This is a genomic window from Paenibacillus vietnamensis (assembly GCF_020169515.1).
In the GTDB taxonomy this organism is placed as follows: Bacteria; Bacillota; Bacilli; order Paenibacillales; family Paenibacillaceae; genus Pristimantibacillus; species Pristimantibacillus vietnamensis.
The window spans coordinates 214,744-230,888 of the sequence record NZ_JAHMHW010000008.1 but is presented as its reverse complement, the minus strand read 5'-3'; the positions used below and the strand labels follow the sequence as shown (position 1 = coordinate 230,888).

Genomic DNA, 16,145 nt, shown 5'->3' with positions numbered 1-16,145 from the left:
AATCCGTGAGGATTAACGGGGCAGTTTCACTCGTTGTTCAGTTTTCAAAGAACAATTTTGTTCTTTCGTGTCAGCCGTTGTTCGTCAGCGGCGACTTTTATAATATATCACATTCGCCCGCTTCATTGCAAGTACTTTTTTCGTCATTCGACATTTTCTTTAGTTTGTCGTTTCAACGATGTTGTTTCCTTTTGAAGCGGCGAGAATTAATTTATCACAGAACACATTTTTAAGTCAAGCCTTTTTAAAACAAAAATTAAAAACGCGATTCCGGCAATAGCTCAATGCCTAAAATCACGTTTAAATCAGGAATTTATATAAATGCAACTACCCGTTTGCGATCATATAACGCAGTTCCAGAGCCCCGTTATCGTTTAATTCGTTCATGACGGCTACTTCACGGATATATTCGCGTTTAACAAGCTTTTGCAAAATCAATGATAAATCGACATGCAATACATCAATCGAAGAATGCGACTGAAGCTCGGCTATGCTCCAAGGCTCTTCGCGGCTTGCTAATATTTGAAACAATAGCGAACAGCTTGTTTTCATTTTGTTCATGACGGAGAACTCACAGCCTAGGAGAACGAGCTGCACCCGCTGCTCCAACGTCTCCGGACTCACGGTCAACTCCTCGTAAAGCTTGTAAATGCCTGGGTGGACGCGTTTTAGTTGCTTCCAGACGGTCAGCTCCGGATGACGGCCTTCTTCTATTAGTACGATATGTGCCCAATGGTGCAAAGCGGTCAGGACATGGCTGTACGCATCCAATAAATTGCCGTCGGTCAAATCCTGCTTTGCTTGCAAGTAAGTTCGTAAAAATCCGGCAAACTCCGTAAATCGTTTTTGCTCTCGCATAGTATCAGGAAACTGCAGCAGCCTTTCACGCACACTGCCTAAATAGCCGTCGCGATCCATTAAGATCTCCCCCCGAACTAGCCACTCAATAATATTGCGGTTTTCTCCTCCGGAAACCCATTCATCTAAGCTCTGCGGATCGATGGTGCGAACTAATACGCGTTTGCTTTCAATTTGGACATGCTCCGTTCGATTGATTTTCCCGCCCTTGTCAAGCAAGTGAAGAACCAATAAGTCCAAGCCGTCAATTAAGGGATTGTAGGGGTAAGGATTTTCGACAATGGCAAGACCGATTAAACCCGGCTCATCGCGATAGTTATAAGCGAAGTGTGCTTTTATATGTTCCACTGGTTCCTCCATATAGCTAATCGCTTTTTAATAAGCTATAATATTATTCTACAGTTTTATTCTTTTTCGACAGCATGGACGCACATTCCTGCTTACGAAAGTAGAAAAACAGTCACATTCATAAGTCATTTGTCTTAGGAAGGGTTTGAAGATATGAAGAATTTCTTTTTTAAGTCCGCGAAAATTAACGAATTCCGACTGTGGGGACTCGTATTCACGCTTGTAGGCATGGGTGTTATGGTACTTGGTACCGCCGGAATCGTATTTTGGGGACAAGCCGGAAAAATAATTGCGGCTATCTTCATGGTAATCGGCATGATTTCGCTGCTTATCAGCGTAGCCGTTTACTTCTGGGCCGGCATGATGTCGACAAGCGCTACCATGCTCCCATGCCCCGAGTGCGGACGTCAGACGAAGATGCTAGGCAAAACCGACCGCTGCATGTATTGCCGTACCATGCTTACGCTGGATCCGTCACAGGCTACCCACCATCCGGCCGAGCAGCAGGGGCAGGCGTAAAAAGAAGAACATTCATCGCCATACAAGGCTGCGGCCGTATATTTACGGTCAAGAAAACACCCCCGTTCTCACGCGAGAGAACGGGGGTGTTTTTCGTAAGAGTTTATGAATTATGGCTTTTTCTTCAAAGCATCGTCAAGCGTTTTCCAAATGTCCGGCGATTGAAACGATCTTTGCCACGTGGCGGCGCCGGCCAGGCCGTACTTCCGGACAAGGGCTGCCCGGGCCTTGATCGACACATCGTCCTCGATCCAAATCCGATTCAATGAGCCGTCCTCGGTATATTCAACGTAATTTTGCCCGGCGGCCTGGTCAAACTCGGGCTTTAATTTTTTGTCGGCTATAATGGATTTGACCGCCTCCATCCCGACTGCCTTCGAGGTTACCTGTACCTTGCCGTCCTCGCCCTTCTTCTCCGTCCAAATCCGGGTATACAGCGGCATGCTTAATATTATCTTCGCTGCCGGCACACCGTCCTCCTCCATGATGCGTTTAAGCGAGTTTTCGGTCCATGGCAGCGACGCCACGGAGCCTGACTTCGGACTCGAGGACCAATGCTCGTCATAGGCCATTACCATCATATAATCCACGACCTCGCCCAGTGCGGCCCGGTCCAAAAATAACGACCACATTTCGCTGTTCGACTTTGGCGTAACGTCGATAGATACGACCAGGCCTTGCTCGTGTAGCAGCGGAGTCATCTCACGGACGAATTGAACGAAGTTTTCTTTGTCAGCCGTATGCACATTTTCAAAGTCGATATTGATGCCTTGCAGATCATACATTTCGGCAAAGCCGATCAGCTGCTGGATCATTGAAAATCTCGTTTCCGCCGTTGCCAAAACCTTCGTCGTCCGCTCCGGCTCGAACGAGTTGCTGAACAAAGCCCAGATCTGCAAGCCCTCCCGGTGAGCCCATTTGACGTAAGCGGGATCTGCCTTTCCTTTTATCGTGCCTTTATCGTCAGCCACCTCGAACCAAGTCGGGCTCACGACGTTGACGCCCTGCATCGGTGCAATCTTCGTTGTGTCGATTTTGCGGTCGTAAACGGCTTCCCAGGTCATATTGATCTTGTTACCAAGCACCTTCCAGGCTATGAAGGCCGGCTCGCGAGCCGGTTCGGGAACCTTTTCGATCGCGGTAAGCTTCAGATCTTTTTTGTGAACATAACCAACTATACCGCTAGCGCTTTGAACGAGAAGCCAGCCATTCTGCTCCTCCCATATCCGTACCGATGCCGCGTTCGCCATACTTTCCATGAACGGGGCGCGAATCGTCGGCTCGGTTCTCAAGTCGGCCCCTTTTTCCGGGGCTACCTCGGCATGCTGGACTGCATCTCCAGGCAAAAGCACGGTAATGATCCCATAGTCCTCCATATATTCCGTCTGGAGACCGTAAAGCTCCTTTAAAAGCTCGGCGGGAATGTACACCGTCCCGTTCGACGTTTCCGCCGCTATCGTCAAGCCGTAAGGCTTCCGGTTGATCGTGCCTTCCAGCGAATCCGTCTTCAAATGCAGCACTTTGTTCGCAGTCGTAAACACAATCGAGCCGGTCTCCGGTTCATATCGGATAGGCTTGTCCTCTCCAAGCGCCTGCTGCAGGACGGGAAGCGGAAGCTTGATTTCATTATTTTCGATAATCGCCCCGAGCTCTGCCTCTTTGCCTTTAACAAAAATCGGATATTCGGATGAATAGCGGGGAGCCACCTGTTCCCCGTTAGGGATAAACCTCATATAGCCATACCAGGCAAAAACCGCTAAAGCCGATATGATAAACAAAAATAAAAACACCCGGACGCTTGTGCCTCTGCGGCGCGGCGCGCGGTTGTACATCGTGTTCAAATCATCACGCTCCTGTTGTTAGTTCCAAGCGATAAACGCCGATAAAGGCGAAGCTTTATTAATAAAAAACGTGCAGTTTAGCGTATACCCGCTTCCCGGCACGTTCTTATCGCATTATGTTCTGATCGATTATTTCTTCTTGGAATTGCAATCGGAGCATACTCCGTAAATTTCCATCCGGTGCCCTTCGACGACGAATCCCGTAACGCGTGACGCCGCACGTTCCACCTCTAGCAAAGGCGGGTAATCAAAATCAACGATCGATCCGCATTCCTTGCAGATTGCATGGTAGTGGTCGGATAAATCCGAATCAAAGCGGCTTGAATCGTCCCCATACGTCAGCTCGCGCACAAGGCCGGCTTCAACGAATAAACGGAGATTATTATAAATCGTCGCTACGCTCATACTCGGAAAAGCCGGAGAGAGCGCTTTATAAATTTCATCCGCAGTCGGGTGCGTCATGGAATCCATTAAGTAGCTCAAAATGGCGTGACGTTGCGGGGTCATTCGGACGCCGTTCATCTTGAGTTGCTCCAAAGCTAAGTTTACGCTGGCTCCCATACCCCTCACGCCTTTCGTAGTAGTTACGACTATTGTACGTTCAAGTTAAAGAATTTGTCAATGAAAGCGCCATATTAAGCTTCTTTGAAACGGGTGATCGAGATGCTGTTCGTCGCGTTGATCTGAATGCGGTAAGTCCCTTCGCCTATTGTTCCTCTTACGGTTTTTTTGCTTACTTCCAGCGGCAAATCGGTCGAAATATTGCCGAAAGTTACCGATCCGTTCACTTTGAAATCGCCGTACTCCGGCATGCTGATCTTGATCTCGCCGACCGAGCTGTCCAGATCCCAATCTCCTCCAACGGAAGGGCTGTTCAGCTCGATGCTGCCGTTCAGCGTATCGGCTTTTACGGAGCTGCCTGCGCCGTCGATTCTGATTTTTCCATTTTTGGTTTCAGCTTGAATATCGTCCAAAATACGCTTAAGCTCAAGGCTTCCGTTCAGCGTATTGGCAAACAGCCTGCCTTCAATATCGACCGCTTTGACCATGCCGTTATTCGTCTCCAGACTGCTTTCTCCGCGTATGGAGCGCGCGTCTATGTTCCCGTTATTTCCTTTGACGGTCACGGGACCGTAAATGTTGCCGACGGTAACGACGCCGCTCGTGCTTTTGACATCCAGCCCGCCTGGCAATGCAAGTCCCTGTATGTCAACCGGGCCGTTACCCGCTTCAACTTTCATCTTCAGAGCCGGCTGTTCATCAACATCGTTCTCCGGCTGCGTGTCCGGTTCACCGTTCTGGCCCGTCGTACCGTCCAGTCCTTCTTCGGCGTCCTGTTCAGTGTTCAATCCCGGCGCCTCAGCTGCGATCGTACCGGACTCATTCAAGACCGGCGCCAATCCGGTCTCGGCATCCATTCCCCCGGATAAAGGATCCTCGGTCGTTTCTTCTTCCGTTACCACCTGATCGGACAAAGAAAGGGGGACCGTAACGGTTATATTCATCCAAGGCTTTCTGCTTCCATTCGCGCCGTATTCCTTGCCTTTCGCTTCGAGCGTAACCTCTTGCCCCGGCTCCACCTTCACCGTCGACTGCTCCGCAATGTCATTCGCATCCGCCTGTTCCGTCACATCCACCCATACCGCGGTTTGAACCTCGATTTCCTGCACATCTGCGGAGCGGACCGAAACTTGTCCATTCGGGTTAATGATGCGGATAAGCGACAAATCCGGCTCCAGCGGAAGCTTAATGACAGCTTTGTCGTAGCGGAAGCCCTTTTCGTCGCCATAGTCTGCCGTACGGTTAAGATCGACGTTGAACTGGTCCAGCCATTTGAACGGAAAATCGGCATATTGCGTAACGGAATACGCGGTCACGGTTATAACCAAAGCGATCATTCCGCCTGCTGCATCAAGCTTCAGCTTCGTATCTTCTTTTTTGTAGATTAAACTGAAAAGAGTAACCTCGATCCCGAGCGCGATAAAAATAACCGGCCACCATTGCCCCAGCAATGCGAGATCGTTACGTCCTTTTATTTGGTCCCATAGAAGCAGCGCCCCTACGGTCAGAACAAGCGTCCCTGCAGTAAACCGCCCAAGCTTGATCATAGACACTTCCCCTTTCCCCGAACGCAGAAGCCAAACGGATGCTATCATTAAAATGGGACCTACGCTAAACTCGGCCATCTCGTTCATCCAAGGCAGCAGCATTTCGGGAGGCTTGACCAGCACCAGCATGACTGCGCCCGATACGGACAACAAAACGCCGTGAATAAAACCGAAGGACACCGGTACGGTACGGTCCGCTTCCATATCCTGCAAAGAATCGAAAACGCTGAAAAAGTAAAAAACGGGAAGCATAATACCTAGATAGACGATAAGCAGCAGATGCCTTCCCCCGTCGGAGCCGGCAAGGCGGATGATCGCCGTGACATCGAGAAGGAATGCCGCGATGAGCAGCAAGCCACGGGGATGATGGCCCGTATAAAGATGTCCCGCACCCGGCAGCAGAAACGCGAGGATGACCGCCGCAAGCCTGTTCTTGTTTTTTATTATTCCGAGCTTACCCAACGTACGCCCTCCAAATGCTTGATTTGGTCGAGTAACGGGAGCAGCGCCTCCGACTTCGGCAAAGTCGCATACATTTGCAGCAAGTCCCCGTCCGAGTGGCCTTCATCCCTCAGCTCCTCAATCTGCAGCTTTCTGATAACGATCTTCTTGCTTGCAATCAGCTCGTTTAAGCCGCGCAGCGTTTTGGAAACGTCATATGACTTAATCTTGAGAAGCTGCTCCTTCTTCGCGCTAATGTAACGCTTCTCGAGCTTGTTAAATGCCCATAAAGTGACCAGCACCATAATCGTCGTAACGCCTGCCGCAAAATAAAATCCCGCTCCAACCGCGAGGCCGATGGCCGATACGACCCAAAGCGAAGCGGCTGTCGTCAACCCCGTAATCGATTTACCTGTGAACAGAATCGTTCCGGCCCCAAGAAAGCCGATACCCGTAATAACCGCGGCCGCAAGCCGCGCAGGGTCGACGCGGACGTTCACCTCATCCACGAAGGCGGCAAAGCCGTACATGGACAGCAGCATAAGCAGGCATGAACCGAGGCAAACGAGAATATTCGTCCGAAAGCCGGCCGCATGGTTCGATTGCTCCCGTTCGAAGCCGACGAGACCGCCGAGCACCAGCGCAAGAAGAAGTCGGATCAAAATGTGCAGTTCGCTGATAGCCCAAGGGTTGTGAAGCGAATCCATCAATGTTATCCCGACCTTTCTATACGGATATTGTAACATAAGTATATGCAAGAAGCCGAGCTGGCAGGCCGTTCCGCGGGGGACAAAAGAGAAAGGCCGTCCCGAAGCCTATTCCTAGGCTTTCGAGACAGCCCCTCATGCAGCATGTTATTTCAGCCGCTCGAGCAGCAGCTTATTAACAAGCGCAGGGTTAGCTTTCCCTTTCGTTTCTTTCATGATTTGGCCAACGAGGAAGCCGATCGCTTTCTCCTTGCCCGCCCGGTAATCCTCAACGGATTGCGGATTTGCTTCGACGATCTGGTTCACGATGCCCACCAGCGCGCCTTCGTCGCTGATTTGGACGAGGCCTTGCTCCTCGACGATTTGCTGAGGGCGTTTGCCGGTTTCAAGCATCGATTTGAATACGGTTTTGGCGATTTTTCCGCTGATTGTGCCTTTCTCAAGCAGCCCGATCATTTCGCCCAAGCCTTGCCCGGTTATTTTCACATCGGAAAGCTCCAGGCCGTTCGCGTTCAAATAGCCGAGCAAATCGCCCATGATCCAGTTGGCAACCGCTTTGGCGTCCTTCGTGTAGCCGAGGCTCTCCTCGAAGAAATCGGCAAGCTTCTTGGAAGAGGTAATAACCTCCGCATCGTAGGACGGCAAGCTGTATTCAAATGTATAGCGGGCTTTCCTCGCGTCCGGCAGCTCCGGAATCGTCGCGCGGACGCTTGCTTTCCACTCTTCGCTGATATGAAGCCGGACAAGATCGGGATCCGGGAAATAACGATAGTCGTGCGCTTCTTCCTTGCCGCGCATCGAGAACGATTTGCCCAGCGCATCGTCGAACCGGCGCGTCTCCTGTACGACCTCTCCGCCGCTGTCGAGAATTTCGGCCTGGCGGAACTGCTCGTATTCCAAACCGCGCTGAACGCCGCGGAAGGAGTTCATATTTTTCAGCTCGGCTCTCGTTCCGAATTCCTTCTGGCCATACGGGCGGAGACTGATATTCGCATCACAGCGCAGGCTGCCTTCCTCCATCTTGACGTCGGACACTTCGCAGTACAGCATAATCGCCTTCAGCTTCTCGAGGTAAGCCTTCGCCTCCTCCGGCGTGCGGATATCCGGCTCGGAAACGATCTCGACCAGCGGCGTGCCGACGCGGTTAAAGTCGACAAGCGACGCGTAACCGCCGTCAACGTGAGTCAGCTTGCCCGCGTCCTCCTCCAGGTGCAGACGGGTGATGCCGATCCGCTTCGTCTCGCCGTTCACTTCGATGTCGATCCAGCCGTTTTCGCCGATCGGCTTGTCGTATTGCGAGATTTGGTACGCCTTCGGAGAGTCGGGGTAAAAATAGTTTTTGCGGTCGAATTTGCTGATATCGGCAATCGTGCAGTTCAGCGCCATCGCCGCTTTCATGGCATATTCCACCGCTTGGCGGTTCAGCACCGGCAATACGCCGGGATGGCCAAGGCAGACAGGACATGTATGGGTGTTCGGCGGAGCGCCGAAAGCCGTCGAGCAGCCGCAAAAGATTTTGCTTTCCGTATGCAGCTCGACATGGACTTCCAGCCCGACCACCGTCTCGTATTTATTCGGTTCAGACATTCGTATCGATCCCTTCCTAAACGTATATAACCGCTTATAGCTGCGGACGTTGTTTATGGTGCTCCGTTTGCTGTTCAAACGCATGCGCGGCGCGAAGCACCGTCGATTCGTCGAACGCCTTGCCGATGATTTGCAGCCCGATCGGCAGACCGTCAGCCATGCCGCAAGGAATGCTTATCGCCGGAACGCCTGCGAGGCTGACCGGTATCGTACAAATATCGTTCAAATACATGGTCAGCGGATCGCCGACCTGCTCACCGATTTTGAATGCAGGCGTCGGCGCAGTCGGCCCGATAATCAGATCATAGCGTTCGAACGCCTGATCGAAGTCCTGCTTAATGAGCGTACGCACCTTCTGAGCCTTTAAGTAGTAAGCATCGTAATAGCCGGAGCTTAGCGCGTACGTGCCGAGCATGATGCGGCGCTTCACCTCAGGACCGAATCCCTGACTGCGGGATTTGCGGTAAAGGTCGATCAGGCTGTCCGGATTGTCCGCACGAACGCCGTAACGGACGCCGTCAAAGCGCGCAAGGTTCGACGAAGCTTCAGATGAAGCAAGCAGGTAATACGTCGCGATTGCGTATTCCGTATGCGGAAGAGAAATCTCTTCCCACGTTGCCCCCATCGATTCGTAGACGGAGAGCGCCTTAAGCACCGCTTCCTTTACGCGAGGATCGATGCCCTCTCCAAGATATTCCTTCGGCACGCCGATGCGGAGGCCTTTCACGTCGCCGGTCAACGCAGCAGTGTAATCCGGAATGTCAACGTTCGCAGAAGTGGAGTCGCCGGCATCATAACCCGCAATTGCCTGAAGAACATATGCGGAGTCCTCGACGTTTTTCGTAAGCGGCCCGATTTGGTCAAGGGAGGATGCAAAGGCGACGAGGCCGAAGCGAGACACCAGGCCGTAAGTCGGCTTCAAGCCAACGATGCCGCAATACGCGGCGGGCTGGCGGATCGAGCCGCCCGTGTCGGAGCCGAGCGAGAAGTAGACTTGCCCTGCGGCAACAGACGCCGCCGAGCCGCCGCTGGAGCCGCCCGGAACGTATTCCGTATTCCATGGATTGCGTGTCGGGTAAAAGCTCGAGTTCTCATTGGAGCCGCCCATCGCGAACTCGTCCATGTTCAGCTTTCCGATCGTGACCGATTGCGCCGCTTTTAATTTGCGGACTGCGGTCGCGTCGTAGATCGGATCATAGTTGCTGAGAAACTGGCTTGCGCAGGTTGTCAGCAGCCCTTCGGTTACGATATTGTCCTTGATTCCCGCAGGCAGGCCGAATAGAAGGCCGCGCTCGCCGCCCTCCTGAAGCTGCTTGTCCAGCTCCAACGCTTGCCGGCGGGCTTGCTCTTCGTTTAATGTGATAAAAGCCTTAATGGAAGGCTCGGTTTCGGAAATTCTGGAATAAGATGCGTTAACCAGCTCGGTAACGGACAGTTCCTTGTTGTTAAGCTTGTTATGTACATCCTGCAGGCGCAGATCAAACAGTGCCAACAGTAGTTCCTCCCTTCAAAATCAACCCATTCGTATTATTCAAGCACCGCTGGTACTTTAAATTGCCCGTCCTCGTCATCCGGTGCGTTAAGCAGCACCTTCTCGACCGGCAGGGACTCGCGCCGCTCGTCCGCTCGCATCACATTAGTAATCGGCAGCACATGGCTCGTCGGCTCCACCGATTCCGTATCGAGACCGTTCAACTTCTCCGCATACTTCAAAATAGCGTTCAGCTGCTCCGTAAACTTCTCCTTCTCCGCATCGGTCAGCTCAAGACGCGCCAGATTGGCGACGTGCTCGACATCCTTCGACGTAATGCTCATCTTTGTATCTTCCTCCCTTAAGGTTCGGTTCCTATTCCTGTAACCATTCCTCCTATTATATCGCACTTGCGGGACAGAACTCAATGTAAACGGCTAGCGGCTTTCTTTATAAAAAAAGACCGCTCCGCAGATCGTCGAAACGACGTACGGAACGGTCGGGCGCGGGCATGTGAGCGCTAGATCCAAGCTTTCAGGTTCACCTGACGGATAAAATCGGCGGGACTAAGCGGTTCCTTCGCCGCGCTCTCCTGCTCCGGCTCCGCAGCATCGCCGTTCATAATGCGCTTGAACAGCTCTTCGTTGTGAGTAGCCAGAGCAAAATCGATCAGCGCCTCACGCTCCACGCGGTCAACCTCTTCCTGGATAAGCACCTCTTCCAGCTCGACATCCTCATCCGGAATAAGAAAATTACGGTTCGCAGACGGCACCCTCAGAACATAATCAAATACATTGTCCTGATTCCGGTCATAAGCGATTATATACCCATACTCCCCGATCGGGAGATTTTGTTCGAATTGGTCAGCCACTATGACGACCTTGGATCCCAATTGCAGCATCGTCCTCATCTCCTGTTTCTTCGCCGCTGATGATTCTATCACTATTATCCTACTAAAAAATAATAGCGGTGTCCAATAGGAGAATATACGAAAGAGGCAGAAGCTTCATCTAGTCCACTGAAGCGCTCCGTTTCAAGCTCTGACCGGCTAAAAGAAGCGAGCCCGCGATGGCGGCTGCGGTGCAGGCAAGCGACCAGCCGAAGCGGTCCGAGCCCGCACTTCCGGAGGACGCAATTTGATAGGCAAAGCCGCTTAACGAGCCCGGCAGCCAGCCTGCCTGCTTAGGGAACACACCTGCCAGCAGGGACAGGGCGGCCGATGCGCCGAGCGCCGAAAAAGCCGCCGCGGCCGGGCTTCTTAGGAGCGTGCTGAACAGCAGGGTCAGCGCCAAAGCAAAGCTCAGCCATAAGCCGTACACGAGCAGGCTGCCAAGCACCCTGGACGCGTCTACCTCGCCTATCAACAAGGAGGTATAATACCAGGACGACAAATATCCGGCCGTTAAAGAGCCCCATGCCAGCAGCAGCAGAGACGTCCACTTGGAGGCGATATAGGAGAATGAGGATACGGGCTTTACCAGAATGAGCGCCGCCGCCCCGCTGTTCCTCTCTGCCGATACCGTGCCCATGCCCGCGAGCACGAGCACCAGCAGACCGAGCGTACCGAATTGCTGCAGCGTTTGCGCGAGCACCTCCGCTCCAAGCGGCATCGGAATTTCGATGACCGAACCCACGGGCATATTGCCGGCTTTCTCCAAAATAAGAGGCATATAGTACATGGATACGGGCTGCATGATGCCAAGCAATACGAACACGAGCGGCACCCAGAGCAGCTTGAAGCTGCGGACGAGCTCGAGCAGCTCCTTTTGTGCCATGGCGAAATAGCGGGCTGCGCCGGAAGTCATCATAAAGACACCACCTTCATAAATAAATCCTCCAGCGAGGTATATCCGACCTGCAGGCGGCTTACCCTGACTTTTTCCGCCGCCAGCTCTCCGAGCAGCTGTTCTCTGGCGGCATCTACCTCCGTGACGGAAAAACGGACAGACGCGCCCTGCCTGCTGACGTCATAGATAAGCCCTGCCGTCTGCGAAGACACATTCGTCCCGCTTCGGTGCCGTTCGGCAAATGCATCGGCCCATTTCAAGGAGGGCTCATCCCGCTCCAGCTCCAGCTCAATGACCGGCTGCCGGTACCGGCTCCGGATCTCCGCGATATTGCCTTGAAGCGCGATTGCACCCTTGTTGATAATAATCACGTCGTCGCACAGCTCTTCGGCATCGGGCAGCACATGCGTCGAGAACAACACGGTCGTTTCCCGCTTCAGCTCTTGAAGCAGCTCCAGCACCTCCCTCCGGCCGATAGGATCAAGCGCGGAAACCGGCTCATCAAGGACGAGAAGCTTCGGCCGATGCACGAGCGCTTGCGCGAGTCCGAGCCTTTGCTTCATTCCTCCCGAGTACGAGCCGATACGGCGCTTCGCCGCAGCGTTCAGACCGACCCTCTCCAGCAGCTCCTTCGCACGGGATACGGCATGACTGCGCGGTAGTCCGCATAATCTTCCCGCGTAGACAACATACTCGAGGCCGGTCATCCAGTTATAAAACGAAGGGGCTTGCGGCAAATAGCCGATCATCGCCCTATTCCCGCCGGTACCGACGTGATCGCCGTCCACGAAGCCCACGGTTCCGGCCGACTGCTTAAGAAGCCCGGCAATGATCCGGATCGTCGTTGTTTTGCCTGCGCCGTTTGGGCCAAGCAGCGCTACGCAGCGACCCTCGCAGATCAAAAAGTCGATGCCGCCTACCGCCTGTACGCTGCCAAACGTTTTCGACAGCCCGTTTACCTCCAACAGCGGTACGCTCATCCGTCATTCCTCCTTCCGAATAGAAAGAAGGCGATAGGACCTGCCAGGTTGACGAATATAATGATTAGCGCCCACATCCATTTCGGGCCCCTTGTCCGCTCCGCCTTCAAGCACAGCACTAAAGCGAACACCATTAGGACCAGCTGAATAAGGAAGATCGGCGCCAGGATAGGCAAAAGCTGAGTGACATCGATATTCTCGTTCATGTTGAATTCCCCCTTAAAAGAAGTTACCTGTGCGGACTTATTTGTTCTTCCGGTCTTTCTTCCCCCTGCGAAACCAGCCGCTTCTGACAAAGATGAAATAAAAAACGAGCGGCATCGGAAAATGAATGAGACCCCATAGACCCCAAAACCAGGGAATGCTGTCCCGCTTGCGTGCATCGATAAACAGCCAGGTCGATTGTCCGAGCAATATGGGAATTAGCAGCAGCCAGAACCAAACGGGCAACCGATTCAGCTCTTCCATTTCTGTCCCATCCTTTTCCCGAAGGTGATACCGGTAAAGCCGATCGCGCCCGCCGCCAGAACGGCCTGCACAATCGCAAATCCTATCCGGCTGCTGTCCAGCAGCCAGAGCATTGTGAAAAGAACACATATGGCCGTCAGCCAAAATAATGCCAGCTCCCGCCACAGCTTCCTCTTTGCTTCACGCTTATGCTCCTGCACAAGCCGTTCGAGCTCGTGAAGGTCCGGCATCGGCCGCTCATGGACGGCATCGAAGCGGTTGAGCGCCGCGCCTATTTGTTCGTCGAACCATTGCTGGTCGAGCTCATCCGTTTTGTTCTTCTTCATGATCCGTAAGCTCCTTTCGCAGCTGTTTTATCCCATGATGCAGCCTTGATTTGACCGTGCCCGCCGGAATGTCCAGCATATCGGCGATTTCCTCCTGCGAATAACCGTAATAATATTTGAGCAGAACCGGGATCCGGTGCTCGCTTCCGAGTCCGCCAAGCGCTTCCAGCGCCTCCGGCCACTCGTCCATCCGCTGCAGCGACTCAAAGCGGATAGCACGCAGCGCATCTTGAAGCCACTTTTTCTCCCTTTCGGTTTTTCTGGCCCGGTCAATGATGAGCCTGGAGGCAATCGTGATGAGCCAGGTTGAAAATTTCGCTTTCCCGCGAAAGGCAGCTATTCTTTCGATCGCTTTAAGCATCGTTTCCTGGGTGACATCCTCCGCCAAAGGTTTGTTCATCGTCGCTTTAAGTACGTATTGGTACAAAAAAGAATAGTTGCTGCGCAGCAGCTCCGACAGCGCCCGCTCATCTCCCCGTACCGCTTGTTTGATCAGCTTCGTCTCGTCATGCACGAGAGCGTATCCTCCTTTGTTTTGGGACCGTTACAGCTATGACGCTTATGATGTTCATTTCGTTCATTTGAAACTAAAATTTTTTTAAAAAATAAAAACGACCGCAGCAGCCGAAGCTTTGCGGTCGTTCAACTTGCCCGTTATTTATGATAGCGGCTGCGGCTGTACCAATTCCATACCGGCTCCACGTCTTTGCGGTCAAGGCAGGCGACGCGGTAATCGAACGGGCTGCCCATCGCGTGGACGGACACCGTCAGAAGATTTCTACGCTGCTGGCCGAACGAACGTTTAACCCGCATCGTGACGATTTGCGGTCTGCGGATTAAATAGGTCGTCCGTGATATGAACCGCTTGCGCAGCGTCAGCTGTCCGTCGGCAAGCTTGATCCCGGCAGCTCTGTAGCAGCTGATTCGCCACAAGACCACAAGCAGAACGAGCAGCAGCGAATACAAGCCGACGGCGCCAAGCCATGCAATCAGAGCGGTGCTTGCCGCCATTGCAAGCAGCAGCCCGATTCGGACATAATACACCAATGCGCATCCCGGCGCACCCGCCATGCCTGCATTGGACGGCAGCTTCAGCTGCGGCACAAAATCGGCAAGCAAGGCCGTCACATCCTTTCGCTTGACGAAGGGGTGGAGCATCAGCTGCTCTTTCTTATCCGAGGAAATAACCTGCAGCTGGACCTCGGCATAGCCGATCGCCTGCCGGAGCAGCCCCTCGTTAACGATAACCGCCTGCACCTTTTTCGGATCGAAGGAGAACGTTTTCTTCTCCAGTAAGCCGTAGGCGACGGATATTTGCTTGCCGTCCCTCGTTACGGAAAAACCGCTGTACTTGAGCACATACAAAACGAGCGAGAGAAACCAGGCAAAAACAATTCCGATCAAAGCAATTGTAATCACGAGCACATAACCGGGCATCAGGCTGGCCGAATCTTCAACGACGCTTTCAATAAAATGCTCCGGCAGCAGCGCCTCGATAAAATCGTCGGCAAACGAAAACAAGCCCGCCACAAATGCCGCCACAAGGCCGAAGTTCATCGACGTTGCAGCCGCCTGCAGCAGCTGGGCGGCATCAAGTCGGAAGGCCGCTCCTCTATATTCGTCTTGTTCGTCCGCTGCCCGATCGGCGATCGGATTGCCCTGAATTCTGATCGACGGTGAAGTATGAGAAGACTGCATTCCCGCCAGCTCATCGGCAGGGTTTAAAGAAACGGTTCCGCCTTGCTCCTTCGTCGTCTCCGACAACTGTTTGGCGCTTGCATATTTGCGGAGCACCGCTTGAATGTTGCCCGCTTCCGCTACGGAGAGAGCCGGCAGGATGCCGTCCGCTTTCTTGTTGCCGCCCGGCGTTTCGATTTTCACCTGCGCCACCCCGAGCAGCCGCTGAACGATCGGCTGTTCCACATTTACCGTATGGATTCTGCCGTAATAAATCGTCTTCTCATCCCGAAACAGCAGCCCTTTGCGGATGATGATCCGGTCTTCCTCCAGCCAAAAGCCGAATCTCTTCCAGTCCAGAAAGCTGTAGAGCAGGATCACGGCTGTAAGCAGCGCCGCCCCAGCAATCCAGGCCCAATGAAACACAAACCAATCCGCACCTTTCAGCAGAACGATGACGATAAATGGGATAAAGCCCTTCACTGTATTCAACAGCCCGAACAAAATATAGACGGGATGAAGGCTGCGGCGTTCATTCATCCTGATCATCCACCTTAGCCAGAATACCGATTCTGCGCTTCAGCTGCTGCGCGTCCGCTTGCTTCAACCCGCTGATCCTGTGCGTTGTAGCCGCCGTCACGATCGAAACGCTCGCCAAATCGTATTTGCGCATGAGCGGTCCGCTTTCAAGCTCCACATGCTGCACGCGCACCATAGGCACGAGTACATTGCTGATAAACACAAGGCCCGATTGAATTTCGAGCTCATCTTCAAACAGCTCATACTGGAATCTCGTGTACTTTAACTGCGGGATGATCCAGGTGTATAACACAAATGTTGCCGCAAATACGGACAGTGCGATCCAGCCGGGCAGCAGCATCCAATCCCACATGACTGCAAGCACGAAATAAGCAATGATAACCGCCAGAAAAACGGCATGGGTGATCAGCTCGCTAATCCGGTAAACCTTGATATAATCGCGGTGAAGCCGCTTGGTCAGCTCTCGGTTCATGTCGTCATTCCTCTC

At 53.0% G+C, this 16,145-nt stretch carries 18 protein-coding genes; 1 reads left to right on the top strand and 17 read right to left on the bottom strand.

From position 1 onward, the window contains the following. Nucleotides 1–327: 327 nt before the first annotated feature. Nucleotides 328–1,206: a nucleotidyltransferase-like protein gene (locus KP806_RS17310; protein WP_224724969.1), complete on the bottom strand. Its 879-nt coding sequence runs from the start codon at nt 1,204–1,206 to the stop codon at nt 328–330. A 153-nt stretch (nt 1,207–1,359) separates the two neighbouring features. Here KP806_RS17310 and KP806_RS17305 point away from each other — a divergent pair, with 153 nt between their 5' ends. After that, nucleotides 1,360–1,725 carry a YgzB family protein gene (locus tag KP806_RS17305; RefSeq protein ID WP_224724968.1) on the top strand — a complete coding sequence of 122 codons (366 nt, stop codon included), beginning with the start codon at nt 1,360–1,362 and terminating at the stop codon, nt 1,723–1,725. A gap of 110 nt (nt 1,726–1,835) precedes the next feature. On the opposite strand, the gene KP806_RS17300 is transcribed toward KP806_RS17305, so the two are convergent. The 16 genes from KP806_RS17300 to KP806_RS17225 form a co-directional block, all read right to left on the bottom strand. After that, a complete protein-coding gene (locus KP806_RS17300) occupies nt 1,836–3,557 on the bottom strand; it encodes a glycosyl hydrolase family 18 protein (RefSeq protein ID WP_224724980.1) in 1,722 nt (573 codons plus the stop codon). A 138-nt stretch (nt 3,558–3,695) separates the two neighbouring features. Further along, nucleotides 3,696–4,127 (bottom strand): peroxide-responsive transcriptional repressor PerR, encoded by a 432-nt coding sequence (gene perR / locus KP806_RS17295; protein ID WP_224724967.1) that lies wholly within the window; start codon nt 4,125–4,127, stop codon nt 3,696–3,698. A 74-nt stretch (nt 4,128–4,201) separates the two neighbouring features. After that, complete coding sequence (locus tag KP806_RS17290) at nt 4,202–6,136, bottom strand: DUF6677 family protein (protein WP_224724966.1); 1,935 nt, start codon at nt 6,134–6,136, stop codon at nt 4,202–4,204. Further along, nucleotides 6,118–6,822 (bottom strand): MgtC/SapB family protein, encoded by a 705-nt coding sequence (locus KP806_RS17285; protein WP_224724965.1) that lies wholly within the window; start codon nt 6,820–6,822, stop codon nt 6,118–6,120. Before KP806_RS17285 ends, KP806_RS17290 begins: the two co-directional genes overlap by 19 nt. 147 nt (nt 6,823–6,969) lie before the next feature. Beyond that, nucleotides 6,970–8,409, bottom strand: a complete 1,440-nt coding sequence (gatB, locus tag KP806_RS17280) for an Asp-tRNA(Asn)/Glu-tRNA(Gln) amidotransferase subunit GatB (protein ID WP_224724964.1) — start codon at nt 8,407–8,409, stop codon at nt 6,970–6,972. Nucleotides 8,410–8,443: 34 nt separating this feature from the next. Continuing rightward, entirely contained in the window at nt 8,444–9,901 is a 1,458-nt protein-coding gene (gene gatA / locus KP806_RS17275; RefSeq protein WP_224724963.1) for an Asp-tRNA(Asn)/Glu-tRNA(Gln) amidotransferase subunit GatA, read from the bottom strand. Between the two features lie 35 nt (nt 9,902–9,936). Then, nucleotides 9,937–10,224 carry an Asp-tRNA(Asn)/Glu-tRNA(Gln) amidotransferase subunit GatC gene (gatC, locus tag KP806_RS17270; protein WP_224724962.1) on the bottom strand — a complete coding sequence of 96 codons (288 nt, stop codon included), beginning with the start codon at nt 10,222–10,224 and terminating at the stop codon, nt 9,937–9,939. A gap of 176 nt (nt 10,225–10,400) precedes the next feature. Then, the gene (locus KP806_RS17265) at nt 10,401–10,781 is read right to left on the bottom strand and encodes an ATPase (protein WP_224724961.1); all 381 of its coding nucleotides are present in this window, start codon (nt 10,779–10,781) and stop codon (nt 10,401–10,403) included. Nucleotides 10,782–10,890: 109 nt separating this feature from the next. Continuing rightward, nucleotides 10,891–11,688, bottom strand: a complete 798-nt coding sequence (locus KP806_RS17260; protein ID WP_224724960.1) for an ABC transporter permease — start codon at nt 11,686–11,688, stop codon at nt 10,891–10,893. After that, entirely contained in the window at nt 11,685–12,647 is a 963-nt protein-coding gene (locus tag KP806_RS17255; protein ID WP_224724959.1) for an ABC transporter ATP-binding protein, read from the bottom strand. Before KP806_RS17255 ends, KP806_RS17260 begins: the two co-directional genes overlap by 4 nt. Further along, a complete protein-coding gene (locus KP806_RS17250) occupies nt 12,644–12,853 on the bottom strand; it encodes a PLD nuclease N-terminal domain-containing protein (RefSeq protein ID WP_224724958.1) in 210 nt (69 codons plus the stop codon). The genes KP806_RS17255 and KP806_RS17250 overlap by 4 nt, the downstream gene beginning before the upstream one ends. 37 nt (nt 12,854–12,890) lie before the next feature. After that, entirely contained in the window at nt 12,891–13,115 is a 225-nt protein-coding gene (locus tag KP806_RS17245; protein WP_224724957.1) for a sigmaY antisigma factor component, read from the bottom strand. Then, on the bottom strand, nt 13,103–13,441 hold the full coding sequence (locus KP806_RS17240; protein ID WP_224724956.1) for a YxlC family protein: 339 nt from the start codon (nt 13,439–13,441) through the stop codon (nt 13,103–13,105). Before KP806_RS17240 ends, KP806_RS17245 begins: the two co-directional genes overlap by 13 nt. Continuing rightward, nucleotides 13,419–13,955, bottom strand: a complete 537-nt coding sequence (gene sigY, locus KP806_RS17235) for an RNA polymerase sigma factor SigY (RefSeq protein ID WP_224724955.1) — start codon at nt 13,953–13,955, stop codon at nt 13,419–13,421. Before sigY ends, KP806_RS17240 begins: the two co-directional genes overlap by 23 nt. Before the next feature lie 140 nt (nt 13,956–14,095). Beyond that, nucleotides 14,096–15,658 carry a PH domain-containing protein gene (locus tag KP806_RS17230; protein ID WP_224724954.1) on the bottom strand — a complete coding sequence of 521 codons (1,563 nt, stop codon included), beginning with the start codon at nt 15,656–15,658 and terminating at the stop codon, nt 14,096–14,098. Continuing rightward, nucleotides 15,651–16,130 (bottom strand): PH domain-containing protein, encoded by a 480-nt coding sequence (locus KP806_RS17225; protein WP_224724953.1) that lies wholly within the window; start codon nt 16,128–16,130, stop codon nt 15,651–15,653. Before KP806_RS17225 ends, KP806_RS17230 begins: the two co-directional genes overlap by 8 nt. Between the last annotated feature and the right edge of the window lie 15 nt (nt 16,131–16,145).

Bases quoted from the DNA above. Each gene is read 5' to 3' on its own strand.
- KP806_RS17285 (WP_224724965.1), bottom strand. From the start codon at position 6,822: ATGGATTCGCTTCACAACCCTTGGGCTATCAGCGAACTGCACATTTTG.
- KP806_RS17265 (WP_224724961.1), bottom strand. From the start codon at position 10,781: ATGCTGCAATTGGGATCCAAGGTCGTCATAGTGGCTGACCAATTCGAA.
- gatC (WP_224724962.1), bottom strand. From the start codon at position 10,224: ATGAGCATTACGTCGAAGGATGTCGAGCACGTCGCCAATCTGGCGCGT.
- KP806_RS17260 (WP_224724960.1), bottom strand. From the start codon at position 11,688: ATGATGACTTCCGGCGCAGCCCGCTATTTCGCCATGGCACAAAAGGAG.
- KP806_RS17225 (WP_224724953.1), bottom strand. From the start codon at position 16,130: ATGAACCGAGAGCTGACCAAGCGGCTTCACCGCGATTATATCAAGGTT.
- perR (WP_224724967.1), bottom strand. From the start codon at position 4,127: ATGGGAGCCAGCGTAAACTTAGCTTTGGAGCAACTCAAGATGAACGGC.
- KP806_RS17240 (WP_224724956.1), bottom strand. From the start codon at position 13,441: ATGAAGAAGAACAAAACGGATGAGCTCGACCAGCAATGGTTCGACGAA.
- KP806_RS17250 (WP_224724958.1), bottom strand. From the start codon at position 12,853: ATGAACGAGAATATCGATGTCACTCAGCTTTTGCCTATCCTGGCGCCG.
- KP806_RS17230 (WP_224724954.1), bottom strand. From the start codon at position 15,658: ATGAATGAACGCCGCAGCCTTCATCCCGTCTATATTTTGTTCGGGCTG.
- KP806_RS17300 (WP_224724980.1), bottom strand. From the start codon at position 3,557: ATGTACAACCGCGCGCCGCGCCGCAGAGGCACAAGCGTCCGGGTGTTT.
- KP806_RS17305 (WP_224724968.1), top strand. From the start codon at position 1,360: ATGAAGAATTTCTTTTTTAAGTCCGCGAAAATTAACGAATTCCGACTG.
- KP806_RS17245 (WP_224724957.1), bottom strand. From the start codon at position 13,115: ATGGAAGAGCTGAATCGGTTGCCCGTTTGGTTCTGGCTGCTGCTAATT.
- KP806_RS17255 (WP_224724959.1), bottom strand. From the start codon at position 12,647: ATGAGCGTACCGCTGTTGGAGGTAAACGGGCTGTCGAAAACGTTTGGC.
- gatB (WP_224724964.1), bottom strand. From the start codon at position 8,409: ATGTCTGAACCGAATAAATACGAGACGGTGGTCGGGCTGGAAGTCCAT.